This is a genomic window from Variovorax sp. OK605 (assembly GCF_900115445.1).
Lineage (GTDB): Bacteria > Pseudomonadota > Gammaproteobacteria > Burkholderiales > Burkholderiaceae_C > Variovorax.
This window is the reverse complement of the sequence record NZ_FOWL01000005.1, coordinates 420,018-440,260: the sequence shown is the minus strand read 5'-3', so window position 1 is coordinate 440,260 and position 20,243 is coordinate 420,018. Positions and strand designations below refer to the sequence as shown.

Genomic DNA, 20,243 nt, shown 5'->3' with positions numbered 1-20,243 from the left:
CATGAAGATCGACGTACTCGCGCTCGACGGCGTGTTCGACACCGGCCTGTCCACGGTGCTCGACGTGTTCACCACCGCCAACGAACTGGCGGCCATGCTGCAGCTCGACGTGGCGCCGTTCGACGTCTCGGTGACCGGCGTTCGCAAGCGCGTGCGCACCTCGCAGGGTTTCACCGTGCCCGTGGCGCGCTCGCTTGGCACCGGCGCCGCCGATTGGCTGATCGTTCCCGCGCTCGGCTGCAAGATGCCCGACACGCTGGAGCCCGCCCTGCAGCGCGCCGACGTGCGCGATGCCTGCGCCGCACTGAAGACGCGCTCGAACGAGCGAGCCAGCGTGGCGGCGGCATGCATCGGCACCTTCGTGCTCGCCGAAGCCGGCGTGCTCGACCACCACAAGGCAACCACGACCTGGTGGCTGGCCACGCTGTTCCGCCAGCGCTACCCGGCCGTGCAGCTGGAAGACTCGCGCATGCTCGTCAGCTCCGGCCACCTGGTCACGGCAGGCGCGGCGCTGAGCCATGTCGACATGGCGCTGTGGATCGTGCGCCAAGCCAGCCCCGAGCTCGCCACGCTGGTCGCGCGCTACCTCATCGTCGATTCGCGGCCATCGCAGTCGGCCTATGTCATCTCCGACCACCTGTCGCACTCCGACCCGCTCGTGGAGCGCTTCGAGCGCTGGGCCCGCGGGCGCCTGGCCGACGGCTTCTCGCTCGACGAAGCCGCGCAGGCCGCGGGCACCAGCAAGCGCACGCTGGCCCGGCGCATGCAGCAGGTGCTGGGCAAGAGCCCTCTCTCGTACGTGCAGGATCTGCGGGTCGAACGCGCGGTGCACCTGTTGAAGACCAGCGACAAGAGCCTCGAGCAGATCGCCGGCATGGTCGGCTACGCCGACGGCGTGACGCTGCGCACCCTGCTGCGCCAGCGCCTGGGCCGCGGCGTGCGCGAAGTGCGCCTCGAGGCCTGACCCGAACAACAGAACAGGCGCCCGCACAAAAAAGCCCGGCACATGGCCGGGCTTGAAAGCGGCAGCGAAGCCGCTACCGTGGAACCGATCCGCGAGGATCAGTGGAACTGTTCTTCTTCGGTCGAGCCCGACAGCGCCTTCACGCTGGACGAGCCGCCCTGGATCACGGTGGTCACGTCGTCGAAGTAACCCGCGCCGACTTCCTGCTGGTGCGACACGAAGGTGTAGCCCTTTTCGCGCGCGGCGAACTCGGGTTCCTGCACCATGTTCACGTAGTGCTTCATGCCTTCGCCGCGAGCGTAGGCGTGGGCGAACTGGAAGGTGTTGAACCAGTTGATGTGGATGCCGGCCAGCGTGATGAACTGGTACTTATAGCCGAGTGCGGCCAGGTCTTCCTGGAACGAGGCGATCTGCTTGTCGTCGAGGTTCTTCTTCCAGTTGAACGAAGGCGAGCAGTTGTACGAGAGCAGCTTGCCGGGGCAGGCAGCGTGCACGGCTTGCGCGAATTCACGGGCGAAGCCGATGTCCGGCACGCCGGTTTCGCACCACACCAGGTCGGCATAGGGTGCGTAAGCCACGCCGCGGCTGATGGCTTGCTCCAGGCCGTTCTTCACGCGATAGAAGCCTTCCTGCGTGCGCTCGCCCGTCAGGAAGGGCTTGTCGTTGGCGTCGTGGTCGGACGTGATCAGGTTCGCGGCTTCAGCGTCGGTGCGGGCCAGGACGATGGTCGACACGCCCAGCACGTCGGCGGCGAAGCGCGCGGCAATCAGCTTCTCGCAGGCTTCGTGCGTCGGCACGAGCACCTTGCCGCCCATGTGGCCGCACTTCTTCACCGCAGCCAGTTGGTCTTCGAAGTGCACGCCGGCGGCGCCCGAGGTGATCATGTTCTTCATGAGTTCGAAGGCGTTCAGCACGCCGCCGAAACCGGCTTCGGCGTCGGCCACGATCGGCAGGAAGTAGTCGATGAACTCCTTGTCGCCCGGGTTCACGCCACGGCCCCACTGGATTTCATCGGCGCGGCGGAAGGTGTTGTTGATGCGGCGAACCATTGTCGGCACCGAGTCGTACGCATACAGCGACTGGTCGGGGTACATGCTTTCCGAGGTGTTGCCGTCGGCGGCGACTTGCCAGCCCGACAGGTACACGGCTTCCAGGCCGGCCTTGGCCTGTTGCATGGCCTGGCCGGCGGAGATGGCGCCGAACGCGTTCACGTAGCCCTTCTTGGAGCCGCCGTTGATCTTGTCCCACAGCTTCTCGGCGCCGCGCTTGGCCAGCGTGTGCTCGATCGGGAAAGAGCCGCGCAGACGCACGACGTCGGCAGCGCTGTAGCCACGCTTGACGCCCTTCCAACGGGGGTCGGTGGCCCACTCTTTTTCGAGTGCGGCAATTTGCTGTTCGCGGCTCAGTTGTTCTGTGAGGGTCTGGGGCATGGTCACTCCGTGAGGTTGGTTGAAGGTTTGGCGTTGCGGCCGTGGAGTTACTTTAATCCGCACTCAGACTCTTATGTCTTATAGAAGACATATTTTTCACCAAACAAAATCAATAAGTTACGGAGATATTTCTCAATGCAAAATTATTTTTCTCATATTGAGAAAAAATATTGCGGCGCAGCAGCCGCAGATTTCGCAATGCGCAATCAACCTTTCGGTTGTGAAAACATCCCCTCGCCAGGACCACGCGCCGCATGCGCAATCCAATCGCCGCTACCGATCACGCGCCGCCCAGCAATGCGCGACGGATGGATCTCATAGACCAGGCAATCGAGCGGCTGCCCGTCGACCTCCACGCGCACACGCCGCTTGATGTATTCACCGGAATCGTCGTCCGCGACTTCCTCGAGCACATCGAGCGCAGCCTCGACCGAGGGCTCGACCGCATACACCTCGCCCGTCACCCGCCCTGCGCCGCCCAGCACGACACCCGGATACGCACCCAGGTCGTACAGCGTGCCGGCAACGCTCGCCTGGCCGACCCACACGGGCAGCGGCCTGTAGCGCGCGATGTCGTTGCGCCCGCCGCGGCGCAGCGTGCCGTAAACAAAAACGTGGGGCATCATCGAACCGCCTTCTCCGCAACAACAACAGAACTTCAGTCTATTGAACTCCGCCGCCCCCGCATCAGGCCGTCTCGTGGCCTACGGCTGCCTGGCCTTGAGCATGTCGCTCGTCGGCGCCTACGTCGCCCTCTCCAAGCCCCTCGTCGTTGCGTTTCCGGTGCTGCTGCTCGCGTGGCTGCGCTTCGGCATCGCCGCGCTGGCCATGCCGCACTGGCTCAAGCGCACGCCCGACGAGCCGCCGATGACACGGCGCACGCGCGGCCTCGTGTTCCTCGAATCGTTCCTCGGCAACTTCCTGTTCTCGATCTGCATGCTCTACGGCGTGAGCCTGACGAGCGCGGTGTCGGCCGGCGTGATCATGGCGTCGATCCCGGCCTGCGTGGCTGTTGCGAGCTGGCTCTTCCTGCGCGAACGCATCACCGCGCGCATCGCCATGGCCATTGCGTGCGCGGCGTTCGGCATCGGCCTGCTGGCGCTTTCACCGGCGCACGCGAGCGCGCATGCCACGGCATCGCCCTCCGCCATGCAGTCGTCGCTTCCCTGGCTCGGCAACCTGCTGGTGTTCTGCGCGGTGCTCTGCGAGACGGCCTACGCGGTGATCGGCAAGTCGCTCACGGGACGCCTGGGGCCCAAGCGCATCGCCTCGCTCATCAACCTGTGGGGCTTCGTGCTGTCGATGCCCTTCGGCATCTGGTTCGCGCTGCAGTTCGATTTCACCGCCGTGCGCCTGGGCACCTGGGCATTGCTGGTGGCCTATGCGTTGGCCGCGAGCATCTGGACGGTGTGGCTCTGGATGAACGGACTTCGCCACGTACCAGCGGCACAAGCGAGTGTCTTCACCGTGCTGCTGCCCGTCAGCGCGGCGCTCGTGGGCGTGCTCGTGCTGGGTGAAAACCTCTCCTCGCCACAGCTGCTTGCGTTCCTCATCGCACTCGTGGGCGTGGTGCTTGCGACCTGGCCCGCGCGCAGAACGTGAAAAAGGGAGCTTCTCTCCTCTGAAAAAACAACAGCCCCCAATGAAAAAAGCGCTTTTCCCCTTGGAAACGCGTTTTTTCTCCTTTAGCATCCGCAATGCCACTGGAGACGCAAGTTTTTCATTGGTGAACGTTCAACCAAAAAAGGAAATCAACCATGGCAACTGCAAAGAAAGCTCCGGCAAAGAAAGCCGCCGCTCCCGCGAAGAAGGCTGCTGCTCCGGCAAAGAAGGCCGCTGCTCCTGCGAAGAAGGCTGCGGCTCCGGCAAAGAAGGCCGCTGCTCCCGCGAAGAAGGCTGCGGCTCCGGCAAAGAAGGCTGCTGCTCCTGCGAAGAAGGCCGCTCCCGCAAAGAAGGCTGCTCCCGCCAAGAAGCGCACGCCCAACGCCGCGTTCATGAAGGCCCTGACCCCCAGCCCGGCACTCGCCGCTGTGGTCGGCTCGACGCCGCTGCCGCGTACCGCCGTCGTGAGCAAGCTGTGGGACTACATCAAGAAGAACAACCTTCAAGACAAGGCCAACAAGCGCAACATCAACGCCGACGCCAAGCTGAAGGAAATCTTCGGCAAGGCCCAAGTGTCGATGTTCGAACTGGCCGCGCTGATTGGCAAGCACGTCAAGTAAGCGTTCGGGAGCCTCGCGCTCCTGAATCAGGAAGCCCGCTTCATGCGGGCTTTTTTTTCGCCTGCAAGACGCTCTGCGGCGCCTCTCTTCCCTCTTCGAAGAAGCGTGCCGGCGTGCAGCCGAAGTGCTTGCGGAAGGCCTCGATGAAGGCGCTCACCGAGCTGTAGCCCACCGTCAATGCCACCGCGGTCACGCTCTCGCGCAGGCTCAGCAACTCCACCGCCTTGAGCAGGCGCGCCTGCTGGCGCCACTGCGCGAAGCTCAGGCCCGTCTCGGCCGCGAAGCGGCGCGTGAGCGTGCGGCGCGCCATGCCGATGCGATCGGCCCAGTCGTCGATGCCGTCCGCAAGCGCCGGTTCGTTCGCCAGCGCGGCAGCCATCGCGGCCAGGCGCTTGTCCTGCGGCATGGGCAAGTGCAGCGACTGCGGCCCGCTCGCCGCCAGCTCGTCGATCAGCACGCCCACCAGGCGCGCACGGCGGGGCTCCAGCAGGGCATCGGATGGGTCCAGCGAGATCAGCCGCTCCAGCAGCCCGCCGAGCAGCGGCGTGACGGCGAACACATGCGGCCCGTCAGGCAACACCCGCGCCGCCTGCGCGTCGATGTGCAGGCTCCAGCCCGCCGTGGCGCCGAAGCTCTGCGCCGCATGCGCGCAACGCGGCGCGATCCAGCCGATCCATCCCGGCGGCTGCACCCAGCGGCCCGACGGCGTCTCGATGACCTGCAGGCCCTCTCGCAACGCGAACAGCTGCCCGGTCTCGTGCGCGTGGTAGCCGGTAACGCGCGGCGCCTCGCACGTGGTGAGCCAGAGCTTCACGGGTGCCTCAGCCGCCATGGCTGGCCCGCCGGCGGCATCGATTGGCCCCGCGCCGCAAGCCGCCGAGTGCCCCGCTGCCTAGCATCGAGTCCATCTTCAACACGCCACTCAAGGAGCATCCATGAAAGCCCAGGACATCATTCCCGACGGACAGGACTTCACCATCATCGGCGGCCGCACCGTGCGCAAGGGCTCGGTCGGCGCCTTCCTCGCCAATGCGCGAATCCTCGACGACGCGAGCGCCTCGGCCGAAGACAAGCAGTCGGCCCGGCAGGACCTGCACGCGCTCGTGCCCACGCTCGACGCGCTCGGCCTGTTCGACGTGTTCGAGTTGCGCTCCACCACGCTGCGCGAGGAGCTGGAAGAGGCTCGGGCCCGCCACCATGGCGCCGCGCTCAGCCCTTCGCCTGCTGCTGCTGTTGTTGCTGCAGCTTCGCCGAGCGCGTGATCGTGCCCAGCGTGCCGCGCGTGCTGATCACCTCGGGGTCGAGCGGAATCTCGATCAGCGTGCCGGTGTCGGCCGCCAGCGCGCGCAGCAGCGCGGCTTCGAACTGCGCGGTTTCCGTCACGCGCTCGGCCGCATAGCCGTAGGCGCGCGCAAGGCCGCAGAAGTCGGGGTTGCGCAGCGCGGTGCCGCTCGTGCGTTCGGGGTATTCGCGCTCCTGGTGCATGCGGATGGTGCCGAACATGCCGTTGTTCAGCAGCACGACGATGCTCTTGCCGCCGTGCTGCGAGGCCGTCGCCAGTTCCTGCCCCGTCATCAGGAAATCGCCGTCGCCGGCAATCGTGAAGGCCACGCGCCCCGTCGCGAGGTTGGCCGCGATGCCCGCCGGCACGCCGTAGCCCATCGCGCCGCTGGTCGGCGCCAGCTGCGTCTTCGCGCCCTTGGTGAGGCCGTGGTATCGAAAGTAGCGGTGCACCCAGCTCGCGAAGTTGCCCGCGCCGTTGGTGATGGCCGCATCGGCTGGCAGGTGCTTCTGCAGCAGCGCAACCACCTCCGCCATGTCGACCGGCCCGCGCGGCGTCTCGGCCGGCATGCCGGCCAGCGCCTGCGGCACGAGGTTGGCCTCGTAGTCGGCATGCGCCTGCAGCGTCCACTCTTCCCACGGCAGCGTCGGCGGCGCGCTCAGCACCTCCAGGCTGCGCGCGGCGGCGCTCATGCCGGCGTTGATGGCCAGGTCGGCCTGGTAGACGCGGTTGAGTTCTTCCGCGCTCGCATGGATGTGCACCAGCGTCTGCTTCGCCTTGGGCGCTTCCAGCAGCGTGTAGCCGCCCGTCGTCATCTCGCCCAGGCGCGGGCCGATCGCCAGGATCAGGTCGGCGTCCTTCACGCGCTGCGCGAGCTTCGGGTTGATGGCGATGCCGACGTCGCCCGCGTACAGCGGGTGGTGGTTGTCGAAGGTGTCCTGGAAGCGGAAGGCGTTGGTCACCGGCAGGCGCCAGTTCTCGGCGAAGCGCTGCAGCGCCTGCGCGGCCTGCGTCGTCCAGCCGCCGCCGCCGGCAATCACCAGCGGGCGCTGCGACTTCAGCAGCAGCTCGCGCAAGGTGCGCAGCGCGCCGGGGTCGCTCCACGGCTCGACGGCCTCGACGCGCTTCAGGGGCCGCGCGGCCGTCTCGCTGCGCAGCATGTCTTCCGGCAGCACCAGCACCACCGGGCCGGGCCGGCCGTTCATCGCGGTGGCGAAGGCGCGCGCGATGTATTCGGGAATGCGGTTCGCGTCGTCGATGCGCTCCACGCGCTTGGCGAAACCCTTGGTGCTCGGCCCGAAGAAGCTGGCGTAGTCGACCTCCTGGAAGGCCTCGCGGTCGCGGAAGTCGCTGCCGACGTCGCCCACGAAGAGCACCATCGGCGTCGAGTCCTGGAAGGCGTTGTGCACGCCGATCGACGCATTGGTCGCGCCCGGCCCGCGCGTCACGAAGCACACGCCCGGCCTGCCGGTGAGCTTGCCGTGGGCCTCGGCCATGAAGGCCGCGCCGCCCTCCTGGCGGTTGACGATGAAGCGCGCGCGCTCGCGGTAGGCGTGGAAGCCGTCGAGCACCGCCAGGAAGCTTTCGCCTGGCACGCCGAACGCCATCTCCATGCCTTGTTCGATCAGGCACTCGACGATCAGGTGGCCCGCGGGTTGTGATGTACTCATGAGAAGTAGAACCTCAGCTGCAAATGTCTTCGGCAATTATGTGCGCCCCCTCTTCATGTCTTGCGTTAATTCACCAATTGGTTAAATTCGCGCCATGAAGGCCCCCAAGGACCCCACACCCCCCGCCGAAAGTCTCGAACCCCGCTCGCGAGACGCCGACCGTTCGCAGCTCGCCATCCTCGCGTCGGCGCGCGACGAGTTCTCCGCGCGCGGCCTCGCCGGCGCGCGCATGGACAGCATCGCCGAGCGCGCGGGCCTCAACAAGCGCCTCATCTACTACTACTTCGGCAGCAAGGACGACCTGTTCCTTGCCGTGCTGGAGCGCGTGTACGCCGACATCCGCGCGGCCGAGCAGCGCCTGCACCTCGACGAGATCGAGCCCGTCGAGGCCATCCGCCAGCTGGTGTCGTTCACCTGGCACTACTACCTGGAGCACCCCGAGTTCATCACGCTGCTCAACAGCGAGAACCTGCACGGCGCGGCGCACCTGAAGCGCTCCGAGCGCATCCAGGAGATGAACTCGCCGCTGGTGCAGCTGCTGGACACCGTGCTGGAGCGCGGCAAGAGAGACAACCTCTTTCGCGCCGGCGTCGACCCGGTGCAGCTGTACATCTCCATCGCGTCGCTCTGCTACTTCTACCTCTCGAACAACCACACGCTGTCGGCCATCTTCGGGCGCGACCTGCGGGCGCCCAAGGCGATGGCGCAACGCCTCTCGCACATGACCGACCTCGTGCTGGGCTACGTCCTGCACTGACCGGCACGCGCCCCGCTCAGGGGCGCGCTCTCACTTCCCTTCTCTCGTTCGCTCTCCGGGTATTCACTAGGCAGCCGCCGTTGACGCTGCGGCGCAGCCGTTCCTAAAATCGGTAATTCACTCATTGGTGAATTGATCGATCAAGAAAGCGGCCCGACCGCGCGGAGACAAGACTTGAAGCCCTTTGCAAAAACCGCCAGCACAGGACGCACCGCCGTCCTTGCCTCGCTGACCTGCATCGCCGCCGTGCTCTCGGCCCTGCCGGGCCTCGCCGCCGCGCAGTCCGGCTACCCGACCAAGCCGATCCGCGTGATCGTTCCGTTCGCTGCCGGCAGCACCACCGACATCATTGCCCGCGCCATCACCGACAAGATGAGCGTCAGCATGGGGCAGACGCTGGTCATCGACAACCGCGGCGGCGCCAGCGGCACCATCGGCCAGCAGGCGGTGGCCACCGCCGCGGCCGACGGCTACACGGTGATGATCCATTCGTCGTCGCACACGGTGAGCCCTTCCACCTTCGCCAAGCTGCCCTTCGACACGGTGCACGACTTCGCGGGCGTCACGCCCATCTCGTCGCTGCCCAACGCGCTGGTGATCTCGCCCGGCAAGAACATCAAGACCCTGCCACAGCTGCTGGCCGCCGCGCGCGCCAAGCCCGGCAGCATGAACTTCGCCTCCGCCGGCCAGGGCAGCGCCACGCACCTGAACGCCGAGAAGTTCAAGATGGCGGCGAAGATCGATGCGACCAACATTCCCTTCAAGGGATCGGGCGAGGCCGTCACCGAGGTGCTCTCGGGCCGCGTCGACTACTACTTCTCGCCCATTGCGCCGGTCATCGGCCAGATCAAGGAAGGCCAGCTGCTGGCGCTGGCGGTGGGTTCGCCCAAGCGCGCCGCCGCCCTGCCCGACGTGCCCACCACCACCGAGGCCGGCGTGCCCGGCTCGGAGTTCAACTTCTGGATCGGGATGATGGCGCCCGCCAAGACGCCGCGCGACATCGTCGACCGCCTGAACGCCGAAGTGGCGAAGGCGCTGGCCACGCCCGAGGTCAAGGAGCGCTTCGCCAAGCTCGGCGCCGACCCCTGGACGCTCAAGCCCGCGCAGTTCGACGCCTACATCAAGGAAGAGATCGCGAGCAACGCCGAACTCGTGAAGGCCGCCGGCCTCTCCGTCCCGCAGTAAGCACGCAGCCCCAAGAAGAAAGCCCCGGTCCCCGCCATGCTCCGCAAGCTCCTGCTCTCCCCGGCCCTGCGCCCGTTCATCCTCATCTTGCTGCTGCTGGTGCTGTGGGACCTGGCGATCCGCCTCTTCAGGATCCCGGCCTACCTCGTTCCCCCGCCGTGGGAGGTGGTCAAGCAGCTCGTGGCCGAATGGCCGCGCCTGCTCTCCGAAAGCTGGAAGACCACACTCGCCACGCTGGGCGGCTTCGGCCTGACGATCCTGATCGGCATTCCGATGGCGATGGTCATCGCCTACTCGCGCGTGGTCGAGTCGTACGTGTACCCGTTGCTGGTGTTCTCGCAGAGCATTCCCAAGGTGGCGATCGCGCCGCTGTTCGTGGTGTGGTTCGGCTTCGGCATCTTCCCGAAGGTCATCAGCGCCTTCCTGCTGGGCTTCTTCCCGGTGGTGGTGTCCACGGTGATGGGCTTCAAGTCGGTCGAGCCCGACATGCTCGACCTCTCGCGCTCCATGGGCGCGAGCCGGCTGCAGACCTTCTTCAAGATCAGCCTGCCGCAGGCCCTGCCGCAGATCTTCAGCGGCCTGAAGGTGTCGGTCACGCTGGCCGTGGTGGGCGCGGTGGTCGGTGAATTCGTCGGCTCCAACTCGGGCATCGGCTACGTGCTGCAGGTGGCCAACGGCAACTTCGACCTGCCCCTGATGTTCGCCGCGCTGGTCGTGCTGTCGAGCATCGGCGTGATCCTGTTCGTGGCCGTCGACCTGGTCGAGCGCGTGATGATTCCCTGGCACGCCTCGCAGCGCCACGCCCACTGAGTTCCTCCCCGTTTCAAGTTCCTTCGCAAAGCCAACAACTCCTGGAGACAAACCATGAAGAAACTGCTTCCGTCGCTGCTCGCCGTCGCGGCCCTGGCCACACTCGCCACCTTCGCCGTCGCACCTGCCCACGCCCAGGCTGAAAAGCCCAAGGACAAGGTCACGCTGATGCTCAACTGGTACCTGTACAGCGAGCACGCGCCCTTCTTCCTGGGCAAGGAAAAGGGCTTCTACGCAGAGGAAGGCATCGACCTCGACATCCAGGAAGGCCGCGGCTCCGCCGTCACCGCGCAGGCGGTGGCCGCCAAGTCGGCGACCTTCGGCTACATCGACGTCACCACCATGATCAAGGCCGCCGCCAAGGGCGCGCCGCTGAAGTCGACCGGCGTGCTGTTCCAGGTGAGCCCGATGTCGGTCATGGGTTTCTCCGAGAAGAACATCAAGACGCCCAAGGACATCGTCGGCAAGACCGTGGCCGTGACACCGGGCGACTCCATGTCGCAGATGTGGCCGCTGTTCCTGAAGGTCAACAACATCACCGCCGACCAGGTGAAGATCGTCTCGGGCGACGGCCAGACCAAGCTCAATGCCGTGACCAACGGCCAGGCCGACCTGCTGCTGGGCTACGTGATGGACCAGGCCATCAAGCTGCAGGACGCCACGGGCAAGCCGGTGACGCCCATCCGCTTCGCCGACTCGGGCGTGAACCAGATCAGCTCCGGGATCATCACCAACAAGAACCTGCTGACCGAGAACCCCGACCTGGTGAAGCGCTTCATGCGCGCGTCCACCAAGGCCGCCGAAGCCGCCGAGAAAAGCCCCGAAGCCGCGGTCGACGCCATGCTGAAGGCCAACGCCAAGGCCGGTGTGCGCGACACGCTGATCGTGGGCATGAAGCAGAGCGTGGCGCTCTATCACACGAAGGAAACGGCCAACCAGCGCCCGTACCGCGTGAGCATGAAGAACGTGAGCGACTCGCTCGACCTGCTGGTGCAGTACGGCGGCATGGACGCATCGACGCGCGGCAAGCCCGAAGACTACGTGACGCTCGACTTTCTTCCCTGATCGCCTGCCGCCATCCTGAACCCGCGCGCTCCCTGCCTGTCACCTCTCACGCATTCCATGTCCCAAGTCAACCTGATCGAAGCGCGCGGCGTCTCGAAGATCTACCCCAGCAAGGACGGCCCGGTCGAGTCGCTCAAGCCGCTCGACTTCGCCATCGCGCAAGGCGAGTTCGTCTCCGTCGTCGGCCCTTCGGGCTGCGGCAAGAGCACGCTGCTGAAGATGGTGGCGGGGCTGCTGCCCATCAGCGGCGGCAGCCTCACGCTGGCGAGCAAGCCGATCGTCGGTCCGCAGAAGGACGTGGGCATCGTGTTCCAGAGCGCGGTGCTGCTGCCCTGGCGCAGCGTGGAAGACAACATCCTGCTGCAGGCCGAAATGCGCCACCTGCCCAAGGAAGCGTCGCGCAACCGCGCGCGCGAGCTGATGGCCATGGCCGGCCTGAAGGGCTTCGAGGGCAAGTACCCCTGGCAGCTGTCGGGCGGCATGCAGCAACGCGCGTCGATCTGCCGCGCGCTGCTGCACGACCCGTCGGTGCTGCTGATGGACGAGCCCTTCGGCGCGCTCGACGCCATGACGCGCGAGAAGATGAACCTGGAGCTGCAGCGCATCTGGATGGCGTCGAAGAAGACGGTGATGCTCATCACCCACAGCATTCCGGAAGCCATCTTCCTGTCGGACCGCGTGATCGTGATGAGCGAGCGGCCCGGCTCCATCGCGGCGGTGTACGACATCGACCTGCCGCGCGCCCGCACGCTCGACATGATGGCCTCGCCGGAGTTCGGCGCGTACACGAAGCTGGTGCGCGCGCATTTCTTCTCCCAAGGCATCCTGGACCACTGAGGGCACCGGCCATGGACGCGACCCGCTTTCACGTCGAGGAGATCCGCTTTGCCGAGCGCAACGTGGCGCTGCGGCTGCCGTTTCGCTTCGGCGCCGCTACCGTCACGGCCTGCCCGCAGGTCTTTGTGAAGGCGCGCATCCGCCTGGCCGACGGCCGCACGGCCGAGGGCTGCGCCGCCGAGATGATGATTCCCAAGTGGTTCGACAAGAACCCCGAGCTCACCAACGAACAGAACTTCGAGCAACTGCGCTTCGCCCTGCGCGATGCGCGCGAGGCCTACACCGCCGAGCCCGACGCGCAGACCGCGTGGACGCACTTCGCCTCCAACTACGCCGCGCTGCAGTCGCGCGCCAAGGCCAAGGGGCTGCAACCGCTGGTGGCCAGCTACGGCCCCGCGCTGATCGACCGCGCCCTGCTCGACGCGCTGTGCCTGCACAAGGGCGTGGGCTTTGCGGCGGCGATGAGCAGCAACCTGAGCGGCATCGACATCGCGGGCAGCGGCCTGGCCGACGACCTCGCCGGCTTCGACATGCCCGCCTTCCTGGCGAAGCAGTCGCCGCGCACGCGCATTGCCGCGCGCCACACGGTGGGGCTGGCCGATGCCATCGACGACGGCGATGCGCTGCCGGACGCGCCCATGGACGGACTGCCCACCACGCTCGCCGCCGCCGTGCGCCGCTACGGCCTCACGCATTTCAAGCTCAAGCTGTGCGGCAACACCGCGCAGGACATCGACCGGCTGCAGCGCATTGCCCGCGTCATCGACGGCCATGCCCAACTCGTGACGCTCGACGGCAACGAGCAGTACGCCGACGCCGATGACTTCGCCACCTTCCTCGACCGCATGCTGTCCACGCCCGTGCTCTGGAAGCTCGCGCAGAAGACGGTGTTCGTCGAGCAGCCCATCCGCCGCGATGCGGCGCTGCAGCGCGACGTGTCCGCGCTGGGCAAGCGCATTCCGCTGCTCATCGACGAGTCCGACGCCACGCTCGACGCCTTCGTGCAGGCCCGCGCACTGGGCTACACAGGCGTGTCGAGCAAGAGCTGCAAGGGCTTCTACAAGTCGGTGATCAATGCCGCGCGTTGCGCGCAGTGGAACGCAGGCAGCGAAGCGCCGCGCTACTTCCTCTCCGGCGAAGACCTCACCATGCAGGCCGGCATCGGCGTGCAGCAAGACCTGGCGCTGGTCGCCTGGCTCGGGCTGTCGCACGTGGAGCGCAACGGCCACCATTACGTCAACGGCATGGCCGCGGCGCCAGAGGCCGAGCAGCAGGCCCTGCTGAAGGCCCACCCGGGCCTGTACGAACCGAGCGACGGCGCCGTGCGCCTCGCCATCCGCGAAGGGCAGCTCGACCTGTCCTCGCTCGCCGATGCACCTGGCTTCGCCACCGGCAAGCCGGGCGCCGGCATCTCGTGGGACGCCATGCGTTCCGTCTACTGAAGCACAGCTTCTCCCCGCCTTATCTCTCTCGCATCTCAAGGAAGAAAACGATGGCCACCCAACGTCTCGGAATCATCATGCACGGCGTCACCGGCCGCATGGGCATGAACCAGCACCTGATCCGCTCCATCTGCGCCATTCGCGCGCAAGGCGGCGTGACGCTGTCGAACGGCGACAAGGTCATGCCCGACCCGATCCTCATCGGCCGCAACGCCGAGAAGATGGAGGCGCTGGCCAAGGCGCACAACATCGCGCGCTGGGGCACCGACCTCGACAACGCGCTGGAGAACAAGGACGACACCATCTTCTTCGACGCCGGCACCACGCAGATGCGCCCCACCCTGCTGGCCAAGGCCATCCGCGCCGGCAAGCACGTGTACTGCGAGAAGCCGATTGCCACCAACCTGAACGAAGCCGTGGAAATCGCGCGCCTGGCCGAAGGCTCGGGCCTGAAGCACGGCGCCGTGCAGGACAAGCTCTTCCTGCCCGGCCTGCGCAAGCTCGACATGCTGCGCCGCGCCGGCTTCTTCGGCCGCATGCTCAGCGTGCGCCTGGAGTTCGGCTACTGGGTGTTCGAGGGCGACCTGCAGCCCATCCAGCGCCCGAGCTGGAACTACCGCAAGGAAGACGGCGGCGGCATGATCCTGGACATGATGTGCCACTGGCGCTACGTGCTGGACAACCTGTTCGGCGAGGTGAAGTCGGTGTCGTGCATCGGCGCCACGCACATTCCCAAGCGCTGGGATGAAGAAGGCAAGCCCTATGAGGCGACGGCCGACGACGCTGCCTACTCCACCTGCGAACTCACGGGCCACAACGGCGAGCCGGTCATCGCGCAGATCAACATGAGCTGGGCCACGCGCGTGCGCCGCGACGACCTCGTGACCTTCCACGTCGACGGCACCGACGGCTCGGCCGTGGCGGGCCTGTCGAGCTGCCGCGCCCAGTCGCGCGTGGCCACGCCGCGCCCGGTGTGGAACCCCGACGAGAAGCAGACCATGAACTTCCTCGACCAGTGGCAGGAAATTCCGGACTCGCAGGTCTACGACAACGGCTTCAAGATCCAGTGGGAGCACTTCATTCGCCACGTGGTCGAGAACGCCCCCTACCGCTGGACGCTGCCCGAAGGCGCCAAGGGCGTGCAGCTGGTCGAGGCCGCGCTCGAGTCGTGGCAGGACCGCCGCTGGGTCGACGTGCCCGCGCTGAAGGTCTGAGGCACACGCCATGGCTCTTTCGCTGACCCTCCCCACCGCCGCCGGCACGCTCGCGCCGTACACGCTGCGCGGCACCACGCCCGCCAAGCCCGATGCGGGCGTGACCTTCAACCGCATCGTCTACTCGGCCGCCCACGTCGTGGCCGACCCGCTCGCGGCCATCGACCCGTGGCTGCAGTGCGCGGTCGACTGGGACACCACCATCGCCTACCGCCGCCACCTGTTCTCGCTGGGCCTGGGCGTGGCCGAGGCCATGGACACCGCGCAGCGCGGCATGGGGCTGGACTGGCCCACCTCGCTCGAGCTGATCCGCCGTTCGCTCGACGCGGCGAAAGACGTGCCCGGCGCGCTGGTCGCTTCGGGCTGCGGCACCGACCACCTGAACATCGACGACGTGAAGAGCGTCGACGACGTGATTCGCGGCTACGAGGAGCAGATGGCCGCCATCGAGGCACTCGGCGGCAAGCTGATCGTCATGGCCAGCCGCGCGCTGGCCCGCGTGGCGAAGAGCCCGGCCGACTACGAACGCGTGTACGACCGCATCCTGAGCCAGGCGAAGCAGCCGGTGGTGCTGCACTGGCTGGGCGACATGTTCGACCCGGCGCTGGCGGGCTACTGGGGCACGAAGGATGTCGACGCGGCCATGGACACCGCGCTGGGCATCATCGCGGCGCATCCCGACAAGGTCGACGGCATCAAGATCTCGCTGCTCGACAAGGACAAGGAAATCGCGATGCGCCGACGCCTGCCCAAGAGCGTACGGATGTACACGGGCGACGATTTCAACTACGCAGAACTGATTGCGGGCGACGGCTTCGGCGACGAGCCGACGCACGGCAAGAGCGATGCGCTGCTGGGCATCTTCGACGCCATCGCTCCCGCGGCCAGCGTTGCATTGGGCGCACTGGCCCAGGGCAACACCGAGAAGTTCCACGCGATCCTCGGCCCCACGGTGCCGCTGTCGCGCCACATCTTCGCGGCGCCCACGCGCTTCTACAAGACCGGCGTGGTGTTCATGGCCTGGCTCAACGGCCACCAGAAGCACTTCACCATGGTCGGCGGCCAGCAGAGCACACGCTCGCTGCCCCACTTCGCCGAACTGTTCCGGCTGGCCGACGCGGCCAACCTGCTGGAGCAGCCCGAGCTGGCGGTGCAGCGCATGAAGACGCTGCTGGCTTTGCACGGCGTCGAAGGCTGAGGCAGGCCATGCGCGATTTCTCGCAGAACCACGACTGGCTGTCGATCAACACCGCCACGGTGCGCAAGCAGTCGGGCACCGAGTTGCCGCTCGACCGCATCATCGACCAGTGCGCCGAGCGCGGCATCCGCGCGATCAGCCCATGGCGCGACCAGGTGGCGGCCGTCGGCCTCGACAAGGTCGCGAAGCAGCTGAAGGCGCACGGCATGGGCCTCTCGGGCTACTGCCGCGGCGGCTTCTTCCCCGCGCCGGACGCCGCGGGCCTGAAGGCCGCGCTGGACGACAACCGCCGCGCCATCGACGAGGCGAAGACGCTCGATGCGCCCTGCCTCGTGCTGGTGGTCGGCGCACTGCCCGGTGCGCTCGAAGGCAAGGCCGCGTACACCGACATCGGCCGTGCGCGCTCAGAGGTGCGCGACGGCATCGCCGCCTCGCTCGAATACGCCCGCGAAGTCGGCATGCCGCTGGCCATCGAGCCCCTGCACCCGATGCAGGCGGCCGACCGCGCGTGCATCAACACGCTCGAACACGCGCTCGACATCTGCGACGAACTCGACGCGGGCAAGAGCGGCATGCTCGGCGTGGCGCTCGACATCTACCACGTGTGGTGGGACCCGAAGCTGCAACAGCAGATCGCGCGCGCCGGTCGTGAGCGGCTGTTGGCGTACCACGTGTGCGACTGGCTCACGCCCACGCGCGACCTGTTGAGCGACCGCGGGATGATGGGTGACGGCGTGGTCGAGCTGAAGAAGATCCGCGGCTGGGTGGAAGACGCAGGCTTCGCGGGGTTCAGCGAAGTCGAGATTTTTTCGAACCTCGATTGGTGGCAGCGGCCGGGGGCTGAAACGCTCGGCGTTTGTATCGAGCGGCACAAGAAAACCGTGTAGGCGGCTTGCTGTTCTTGTTGGGGCACGTTCGTTCGGGGGCATGCCCTGAACAATGCCGAGCACCGCCAAGCGCCAAAGCAAAGAACAATCAGCTGTGCTGCAATCCGCCCCATGGCTGACCCGACCCTCGACGACCTGCGCCGCTACGCCGTGGCGCGCACCCTCTTCAAGCCGACCACGCTGCCCGCCGCGATCCGCCAGCTCGGCTTCGTGCAGGCCGACCCGATCCGCGCCCCCGCTCGCGCACAAGACCTGACCTTGCGCCACCGCGTGAAGGACTACCGCGCGGGCGATCTCGAAAACCGCTACACGCGCCTCGCGGTGGAAGAAGACTGCCTGGTCAACTACGGCTTTCTGCCGCGCGAGCATCTCGCGCTGATGCACCCGCGCGAAGCCAGGCAGGCATGGGACGCCGACACGCGCCGCAAGGCCGCCGAGGTGCTGGCCTATGTGCAGGCGCACGGCCCGGTGCATCCGCGCCAGGTGGAACTGCACTTTGCGCACGGCCGCATCCAGAACTACTGGGGCGGCTCCATCAACGCGAGCACGCACCTGCTCGACGGCATGCACTACCGCGGCATGCTGCGCGTGGTGCGGCGCGACAGCGGCACGCGCGTGTACGAGGCGGTGACGCACGCGCCCGCCGACGACAGCCCTGCCGGCCGCGCCCAGCGCGCCGCGGCCCTGATCGCCCTGGTGGTGCGCAAGTACGCGCCGCTGCCGGCCGCGAGCCTCACGTACCTGGTGCGGCTGCTGGGCTATGGCGCGCCGCACCTGTCGCCGCAGACGCAGGCGGCGTTGCGCCTCGCGCGCGAAGAGCTTGCGAGCTGCCGCATCGACGGCACCACCTGGTATTGGCCCGCCGACGAGAACCCGGCCTCGCGCCGCCATGCGCCCGACGACGCGGTGCGCCTGCTGGCGCCTTTCGACCCGGTCGTGTGGGACCGCCGCCGCTTCGAGCTGCTCTGGGGCTGGACGTACAAGTTCGAGGCCTACACGCCCGCGCCGAAGCGGCAGTTCGGCTACTACGCGCTGCCGATGCTCGCGCACGACCGCGTGATCGGCTGGGCCAACGTGACCGCGCCGGCGGGCGGGCTGCAGCCGAGCTTCGGCTACGCGGGCAAGAAGCCGCGCGACGCGGCCTTTCGCGCGGCGCTCGACGACGAGCTGCACCTGATGACGCAATTCCTGGCCGGGCGCTGAGCACGGCCGCGGCCGCCACGTACCGCTTCTGAAGAAAATCCCCGCGCCGCCGAAGGTCTGGCGCGCGGGCGACAACCCTGTGCGCCGGCGGGCTTCTAGAATCGCGCGGTTGTCCGCATCGTCGGACGGCAAGCGTTCTCAGGGCGGGGTGAAACTCCCCACCGGCGGTGATGGCGGCGAAAGCTGCACAAGCCCGCGAGCGCCTGGAGCCCGCCATGGGTTCCGGGGTCAGCAGATTTCGGTGCGATTCCGAAGCCGACGGTCACAGTCCGGATGAAAGAGAGCGCGAAATGCGGGCTGGCCCGCGCGCTTTGCCTTTGTCGGCAAGCGCGCGAGCGGGCCTGTGGTTTCGTGCGCCCTGATTCAGGAAACCTGCTTTCTAGAGGCACACCATGAGTCAGATCAACGACCTTCCCCTTTCCGCCATTCCCGGCTCGGGCTCCGCGTCCGGTTCGCCGCGCGGCACGCGCATCGCATTCGTCGAGGCGCAATGGCATTCCGACATCGTCCACCAGGCCCGCGACGCCTTTCTCGAGGAGATGGCGCGCCAGGGCGTGGCGCGCGAGCTCATCGACATCTTCGACGTGCCCGGCGCCTTCGAGATTCCGCTGCACGCCAAGCGTCTCGCCAACTCGGGCAAGTACGCGGCCATCGTCGGCTGCGCGCTGGTGGTCGACGGTGGCATCTACCGCCACGAGTTCGTCGCGAACACGGTGGTCAACACGCTGATGTCGCTGCAGCTGGAAACCGACGTGCCGATCTTCTCGGCCGTGCTCACGCCGCACCACTTCCACGAGCATGTGGAGCACCGCAAGTACTTCCACCGCCACTTCGCGGTGAAGGGCACCGAAGTGGCCGAGGCGTGCGTGAAGACGCTCGAAGGACTGAGGCAGGTCGACGCGCTGCTGGCCGCGTGACAAGGGCCGCACGGCTGCAGTAATCTGGGCGGATGCCTGCCGCATCCGAATCCGAGTCCGCGTCTGCCGCTGAAGACCGCTACGTTCTGTACGGTGCGCCCGGTTCGGGCGCCACGCCGGTCCACGCCGCGCTGACGCTGATCGGCGCGCAGGTCGAGACCGTCGACATCGCCACCTGGGAAAGCGAGGCAGAGCGCGAACGCGTGTCGGGCGTGAACCCGATGCGCCAGGTGCCCGCGCTGTTGCTGCCTTCGGGCGAGCTCATGACCGAGAGCGCGGCCATCCTGTTGTGGCTCGGCGACCGCTATCCGCAAGCCGGCCTCGGCCCCGCGCCCGACAGCCCGCTGCGTGCGCGCTACCTGCGCTGGATGGTCTATCTGCCAGCCGCGATCTACTCGCTCTTCTGGGTGCGCGACGAGCCTTCGCGCCTCGTGCCCGATGCCGCGGCGCAAGCGACGATGCTCGAGCGCAGCGCCGAGCGCATCGCGCACTGCTGGCACCTGATGGACACGCAGATCGGCGAGCCGGCACCCTACCTGCTCGGCGAGCACTTGAGCATGCTCGACCTGTACGTGACCGTGATGTCGCGCTGGACGCCGACCCGCGCGCGCTTCGACCGCGAGGCGCCGCGCATGGCCCGGGCGGTGAAGCGCGTCGATGCCGATCCGCGGCTCGCCGCGTTCTGGGCGGCGCGCTTTCCGTTCGTGCCGGGGTGGGAACAGGGCAACGGCTGAGGTGGCCACTTCTTTTCGATAATCCACGCCATGACCGCACGCACCCCCACCACCGCCTACCCGATGACGATCTACCACAAGCCCAACTGCAGCACGTCGCGCAACGTGCTGTCGCTGATCCGCGAAAGTGGCGTGGAGCCCGAGATCGTGCTGTACCTGGAAACGCCGCCGTCGCAGAAGAAGCTGCGCGAACTGGCCAAGGCCATGGGCCTGGGCGCGCGCGACCTGCTGCGCGCCAAGGAAGCGCCCTACGAGGAACTGAAGCTGGCCGACGAGAAATTGACGGACGACCAGCTGTTCGACGCCATCGCCGCGCACCCGATCCTGCTGCAGCGCCCGATCGTGGTGTCGCCGCGCGGCACGCTGATGTGCCGGCCATGGGAACGCGTGCGCGAGATCCTGCCGGCCTGACACCGGCTCCGAGGT

General features: G+C 67.2%; 21 protein-coding genes and 1 riboswitch. Of the genes, 17 read left to right on the top strand and 4 right to left on the bottom strand.

The window, feature by feature from the left end:
• Nucleotide 1: 1 nt before the first annotated feature.
• The gene (locus tag BM013_RS16315) at nt 2–964 is read left to right on the top strand and encodes a GlxA family transcriptional regulator (RefSeq protein WP_093128738.1); all 963 of its coding nucleotides are present in this window, start codon (nt 2–4) and stop codon (nt 962–964) included.
• Between the two features lie 98 nt (nt 965–1,062).
• Here BM013_RS16315 and aceA read toward each other — a convergent pair whose 3' ends face one another.
• Both aceA and BM013_RS16305 read right to left on the bottom strand, forming a co-directional pair.
• A complete protein-coding gene (gene aceA, locus BM013_RS16310) occupies nt 1,063–2,394 on the bottom strand; it encodes an isocitrate lyase (protein ID WP_093128659.1) in 1,332 nt (443 codons plus the stop codon).
• Between the two features lie 206 nt (nt 2,395–2,600).
• Nucleotides 2,601–3,020: a gamma-glutamylcyclotransferase family protein gene (locus tag BM013_RS16305; RefSeq protein ID WP_093128658.1), complete on the bottom strand. Its 420-nt coding sequence runs from the start codon at nt 3,018–3,020 to the stop codon at nt 2,601–2,603.
• 40 nt (nt 3,021–3,060) lie between these two features.
• Here BM013_RS16305 and BM013_RS16300 point away from each other — a divergent pair, with 40 nt between their 5' ends.
• Both BM013_RS16300 and BM013_RS16295 read left to right on the top strand, forming a co-directional pair.
• Nucleotides 3,061–3,996 (top strand): DMT family transporter, encoded by a 936-nt coding sequence (locus BM013_RS16300; protein ID WP_093128657.1) that lies wholly within the window; start codon nt 3,061–3,063, stop codon nt 3,994–3,996.
• Nucleotides 3,997–4,151: 155 nt separating this feature from the next.
• Nucleotides 4,152–4,616, top strand: a complete 465-nt coding sequence (locus BM013_RS16295) for an SWIB/MDM2 domain-containing protein (RefSeq protein ID WP_093128656.1) — start codon at nt 4,152–4,154, stop codon at nt 4,614–4,616.
• A gap of 40 nt (nt 4,617–4,656) precedes the next feature.
• Here the strand turns inward: BM013_RS16295 and BM013_RS16290 are convergent, their stop codons facing one another.
• Nucleotides 4,657–5,448 carry an AraC family transcriptional regulator gene (locus tag BM013_RS16290; protein ID WP_093128655.1) on the bottom strand — a complete coding sequence of 264 codons (792 nt, stop codon included), beginning with the start codon at nt 5,446–5,448 and terminating at the stop codon, nt 4,657–4,659.
• Nucleotides 5,449–5,551: 103 nt separating this feature from the next.
• Here BM013_RS16290 and BM013_RS16285 point away from each other — a divergent pair, with 103 nt between their 5' ends.
• Nucleotides 5,552–5,878 (top strand): hypothetical protein, encoded by a 327-nt coding sequence (locus BM013_RS16285; protein WP_093128654.1) that lies wholly within the window; start codon nt 5,552–5,554, stop codon nt 5,876–5,878.
• On the opposite strand, the gene BM013_RS16280 is transcribed toward BM013_RS16285, so the two are convergent.
• Nucleotides 5,826–7,568: a thiamine pyrophosphate-binding protein gene (locus BM013_RS16280; protein ID WP_093128653.1), complete on the bottom strand. Its 1,743-nt coding sequence runs from the start codon at nt 7,566–7,568 to the stop codon at nt 5,826–5,828. The genes BM013_RS16285 and BM013_RS16280 overlap by 53 nt on opposite strands.
• Nucleotides 7,569–7,662: 94 nt before the next feature.
• Here BM013_RS16280 and BM013_RS16275 point away from each other — a divergent pair, with 94 nt between their 5' ends.
• From BM013_RS16275 to arsC, 13 genes are all read left to right on the top strand, one after another.
• The gene (locus BM013_RS16275; RefSeq protein WP_093128652.1) at nt 7,663–8,325 is read left to right on the top strand and encodes a TetR/AcrR family transcriptional regulator; all 663 of its coding nucleotides are present in this window, start codon (nt 7,663–7,665) and stop codon (nt 8,323–8,325) included.
• Nucleotides 8,326–8,553: 228 nt separating this feature from the next.
• Nucleotides 8,554–9,510, top strand: coding sequence for a tripartite tricarboxylate transporter substrate binding protein (locus BM013_RS16270; protein WP_256221533.1), 957 nt, complete (start codon nt 8,554–8,556; stop codon nt 9,508–9,510).
• Between the two features lie 36 nt (nt 9,511–9,546).
• Nucleotides 9,547–10,320: an ABC transporter permease gene (locus tag BM013_RS16265; RefSeq protein WP_093128650.1), complete on the top strand. Its 774-nt coding sequence runs from the start codon at nt 9,547–9,549 to the stop codon at nt 10,318–10,320.
• 54 nt (nt 10,321–10,374) lie between these two features.
• Nucleotides 10,375–11,385, top strand: coding sequence for an ABC transporter substrate-binding protein (locus BM013_RS16260; protein WP_093128649.1), 1,011 nt, complete (start codon nt 10,375–10,377; stop codon nt 11,383–11,385).
• A gap of 57 nt (nt 11,386–11,442) precedes the next feature.
• Nucleotides 11,443–12,222, top strand: coding sequence for an ABC transporter ATP-binding protein (locus tag BM013_RS16255; RefSeq protein ID WP_093128648.1), 780 nt, complete (start codon nt 11,443–11,445; stop codon nt 12,220–12,222).
• Between the two features lie 11 nt (nt 12,223–12,233).
• A complete protein-coding gene (locus tag BM013_RS16250) occupies nt 12,234–13,664 on the top strand; it encodes an enolase C-terminal domain-like protein (RefSeq protein WP_093128647.1) in 1,431 nt (476 codons plus the stop codon).
• Between the two features lie 50 nt (nt 13,665–13,714).
• Nucleotides 13,715–14,878, top strand: a complete 1,164-nt coding sequence (locus tag BM013_RS16245) for a Gfo/Idh/MocA family protein (protein WP_093128646.1) — start codon at nt 13,715–13,717, stop codon at nt 14,876–14,878.
• A 10-nt stretch (nt 14,879–14,888) separates the two neighbouring features.
• Nucleotides 14,889–16,076 carry a dihydrodipicolinate synthase family protein gene (locus BM013_RS16240; protein ID WP_093128645.1) on the top strand — a complete coding sequence of 396 codons (1,188 nt, stop codon included), beginning with the start codon at nt 14,889–14,891 and terminating at the stop codon, nt 16,074–16,076.
• Between the two features lie 8 nt (nt 16,077–16,084).
• Nucleotides 16,085–16,963 (top strand): sugar phosphate isomerase/epimerase family protein, encoded by an 879-nt coding sequence (locus tag BM013_RS16235; RefSeq protein WP_093128644.1) that lies wholly within the window; start codon nt 16,085–16,087, stop codon nt 16,961–16,963.
• Nucleotides 16,964–17,074: 111 nt separating this feature from the next.
• Complete coding sequence (locus tag BM013_RS16230) at nt 17,075–18,166, top strand: DNA glycosylase AlkZ-like family protein (RefSeq protein WP_093128643.1); 1,092 nt, start codon at nt 17,075–17,077, stop codon at nt 18,164–18,166.
• 130 nt (nt 18,167–18,296) lie between these two features.
• A riboswitch (FMN riboswitch) is annotated at nt 18,297–18,455 on the top strand.
• A gap of 103 nt (nt 18,456–18,558) precedes the next feature.
• Nucleotides 18,559–19,083 carry a 6,7-dimethyl-8-ribityllumazine synthase gene (locus BM013_RS16225; RefSeq protein ID WP_093128642.1) on the top strand — a complete coding sequence of 175 codons (525 nt, stop codon included), beginning with the start codon at nt 18,559–18,561 and terminating at the stop codon, nt 19,081–19,083.
• Between the two features lie 32 nt (nt 19,084–19,115).
• Nucleotides 19,116–19,817 (top strand): glutathione S-transferase family protein, encoded by a 702-nt coding sequence (locus BM013_RS16220; protein WP_093128641.1) that lies wholly within the window; start codon nt 19,116–19,118, stop codon nt 19,815–19,817.
• Between the two features lie 30 nt (nt 19,818–19,847).
• A complete protein-coding gene (gene arsC, locus BM013_RS16215; protein ID WP_093128640.1) occupies nt 19,848–20,228 on the top strand; it encodes an arsenate reductase (glutaredoxin) in 381 nt (126 codons plus the stop codon).
• The last annotated feature ends 15 nt before the right edge of the window (nt 20,229–20,243 follow it).

Excerpts from the sequence above, each read along its gene's own strand:
- BM013_RS16255 (WP_093128648.1), top strand. The coding sequence starts at position 11,443 with ATGTCCCAAGTCAACCTGATCGAAGCGCGCGGCGTCTCGAAGATCTAC.
- BM013_RS16305 (WP_093128658.1), bottom strand. The coding sequence starts at position 3,020 with ATGATGCCCCACGTTTTTGTTTACGGCACGCTGCGCCGCGGCGGGCGC.
- BM013_RS16295 (WP_093128656.1), top strand. The coding sequence starts at position 4,152 with ATGGCAACTGCAAAGAAAGCTCCGGCAAAGAAAGCCGCCGCTCCCGCG.
- BM013_RS16230 (WP_093128643.1), top strand. The coding sequence starts at position 17,075 with ATGGCTGACCCGACCCTCGACGACCTGCGCCGCTACGCCGTGGCGCGC.
- BM013_RS16265 (WP_093128650.1), top strand. The coding sequence starts at position 9,547 with ATGCTCCGCAAGCTCCTGCTCTCCCCGGCCCTGCGCCCGTTCATCCTC.
- BM013_RS16280 (WP_093128653.1), bottom strand. The coding sequence starts at position 7,568 with ATGAGTACATCACAACCCGCGGGCCACCTGATCGTCGAGTGCCTGATC.
- BM013_RS16235 (WP_093128644.1), top strand. The coding sequence starts at position 16,085 with ATGCGCGATTTCTCGCAGAACCACGACTGGCTGTCGATCAACACCGCC.
- BM013_RS16290 (WP_093128655.1), bottom strand. The coding sequence starts at position 5,448 with ATGGCGGCTGAGGCACCCGTGAAGCTCTGGCTCACCACGTGCGAGGCG.
- aceA (WP_093128659.1), bottom strand. The coding sequence starts at position 2,394 with ATGCCCCAGACCCTCACAGAACAACTGAGCCGCGAACAGCAAATTGCC.
- BM013_RS16240 (WP_093128645.1), top strand. The coding sequence starts at position 14,889 with ATGGCTCTTTCGCTGACCCTCCCCACCGCCGCCGGCACGCTCGCGCCG.
- BM013_RS16225 (WP_093128642.1), top strand. The coding sequence starts at position 18,559 with ATGAGTCAGATCAACGACCTTCCCCTTTCCGCCATTCCCGGCTCGGGC.
- BM013_RS16315 (WP_093128738.1), top strand. The coding sequence starts at position 2 with ATGAAGATCGACGTACTCGCGCTCGACGGCGTGTTCGACACCGGCCTG.
- BM013_RS16250 (WP_093128647.1), top strand. The coding sequence starts at position 12,234 with ATGGACGCGACCCGCTTTCACGTCGAGGAGATCCGCTTTGCCGAGCGC.
- BM013_RS16245 (WP_093128646.1), top strand. The coding sequence starts at position 13,715 with ATGGCCACCCAACGTCTCGGAATCATCATGCACGGCGTCACCGGCCGC.
- arsC (WP_093128640.1), top strand. The coding sequence starts at position 19,848 with ATGACCGCACGCACCCCCACCACCGCCTACCCGATGACGATCTACCAC.
- BM013_RS16275 (WP_093128652.1), top strand. The coding sequence starts at position 7,663 with ATGAAGGCCCCCAAGGACCCCACACCCCCCGCCGAAAGTCTCGAACCC.
- BM013_RS16285 (WP_093128654.1), top strand. The coding sequence starts at position 5,552 with ATGAAAGCCCAGGACATCATTCCCGACGGACAGGACTTCACCATCATC.
- BM013_RS16220 (WP_093128641.1), top strand. The coding sequence starts at position 19,116 with ATGCCTGCCGCATCCGAATCCGAGTCCGCGTCTGCCGCTGAAGACCGC.
- BM013_RS16260 (WP_093128649.1), top strand. The coding sequence starts at position 10,375 with ATGAAGAAACTGCTTCCGTCGCTGCTCGCCGTCGCGGCCCTGGCCACA.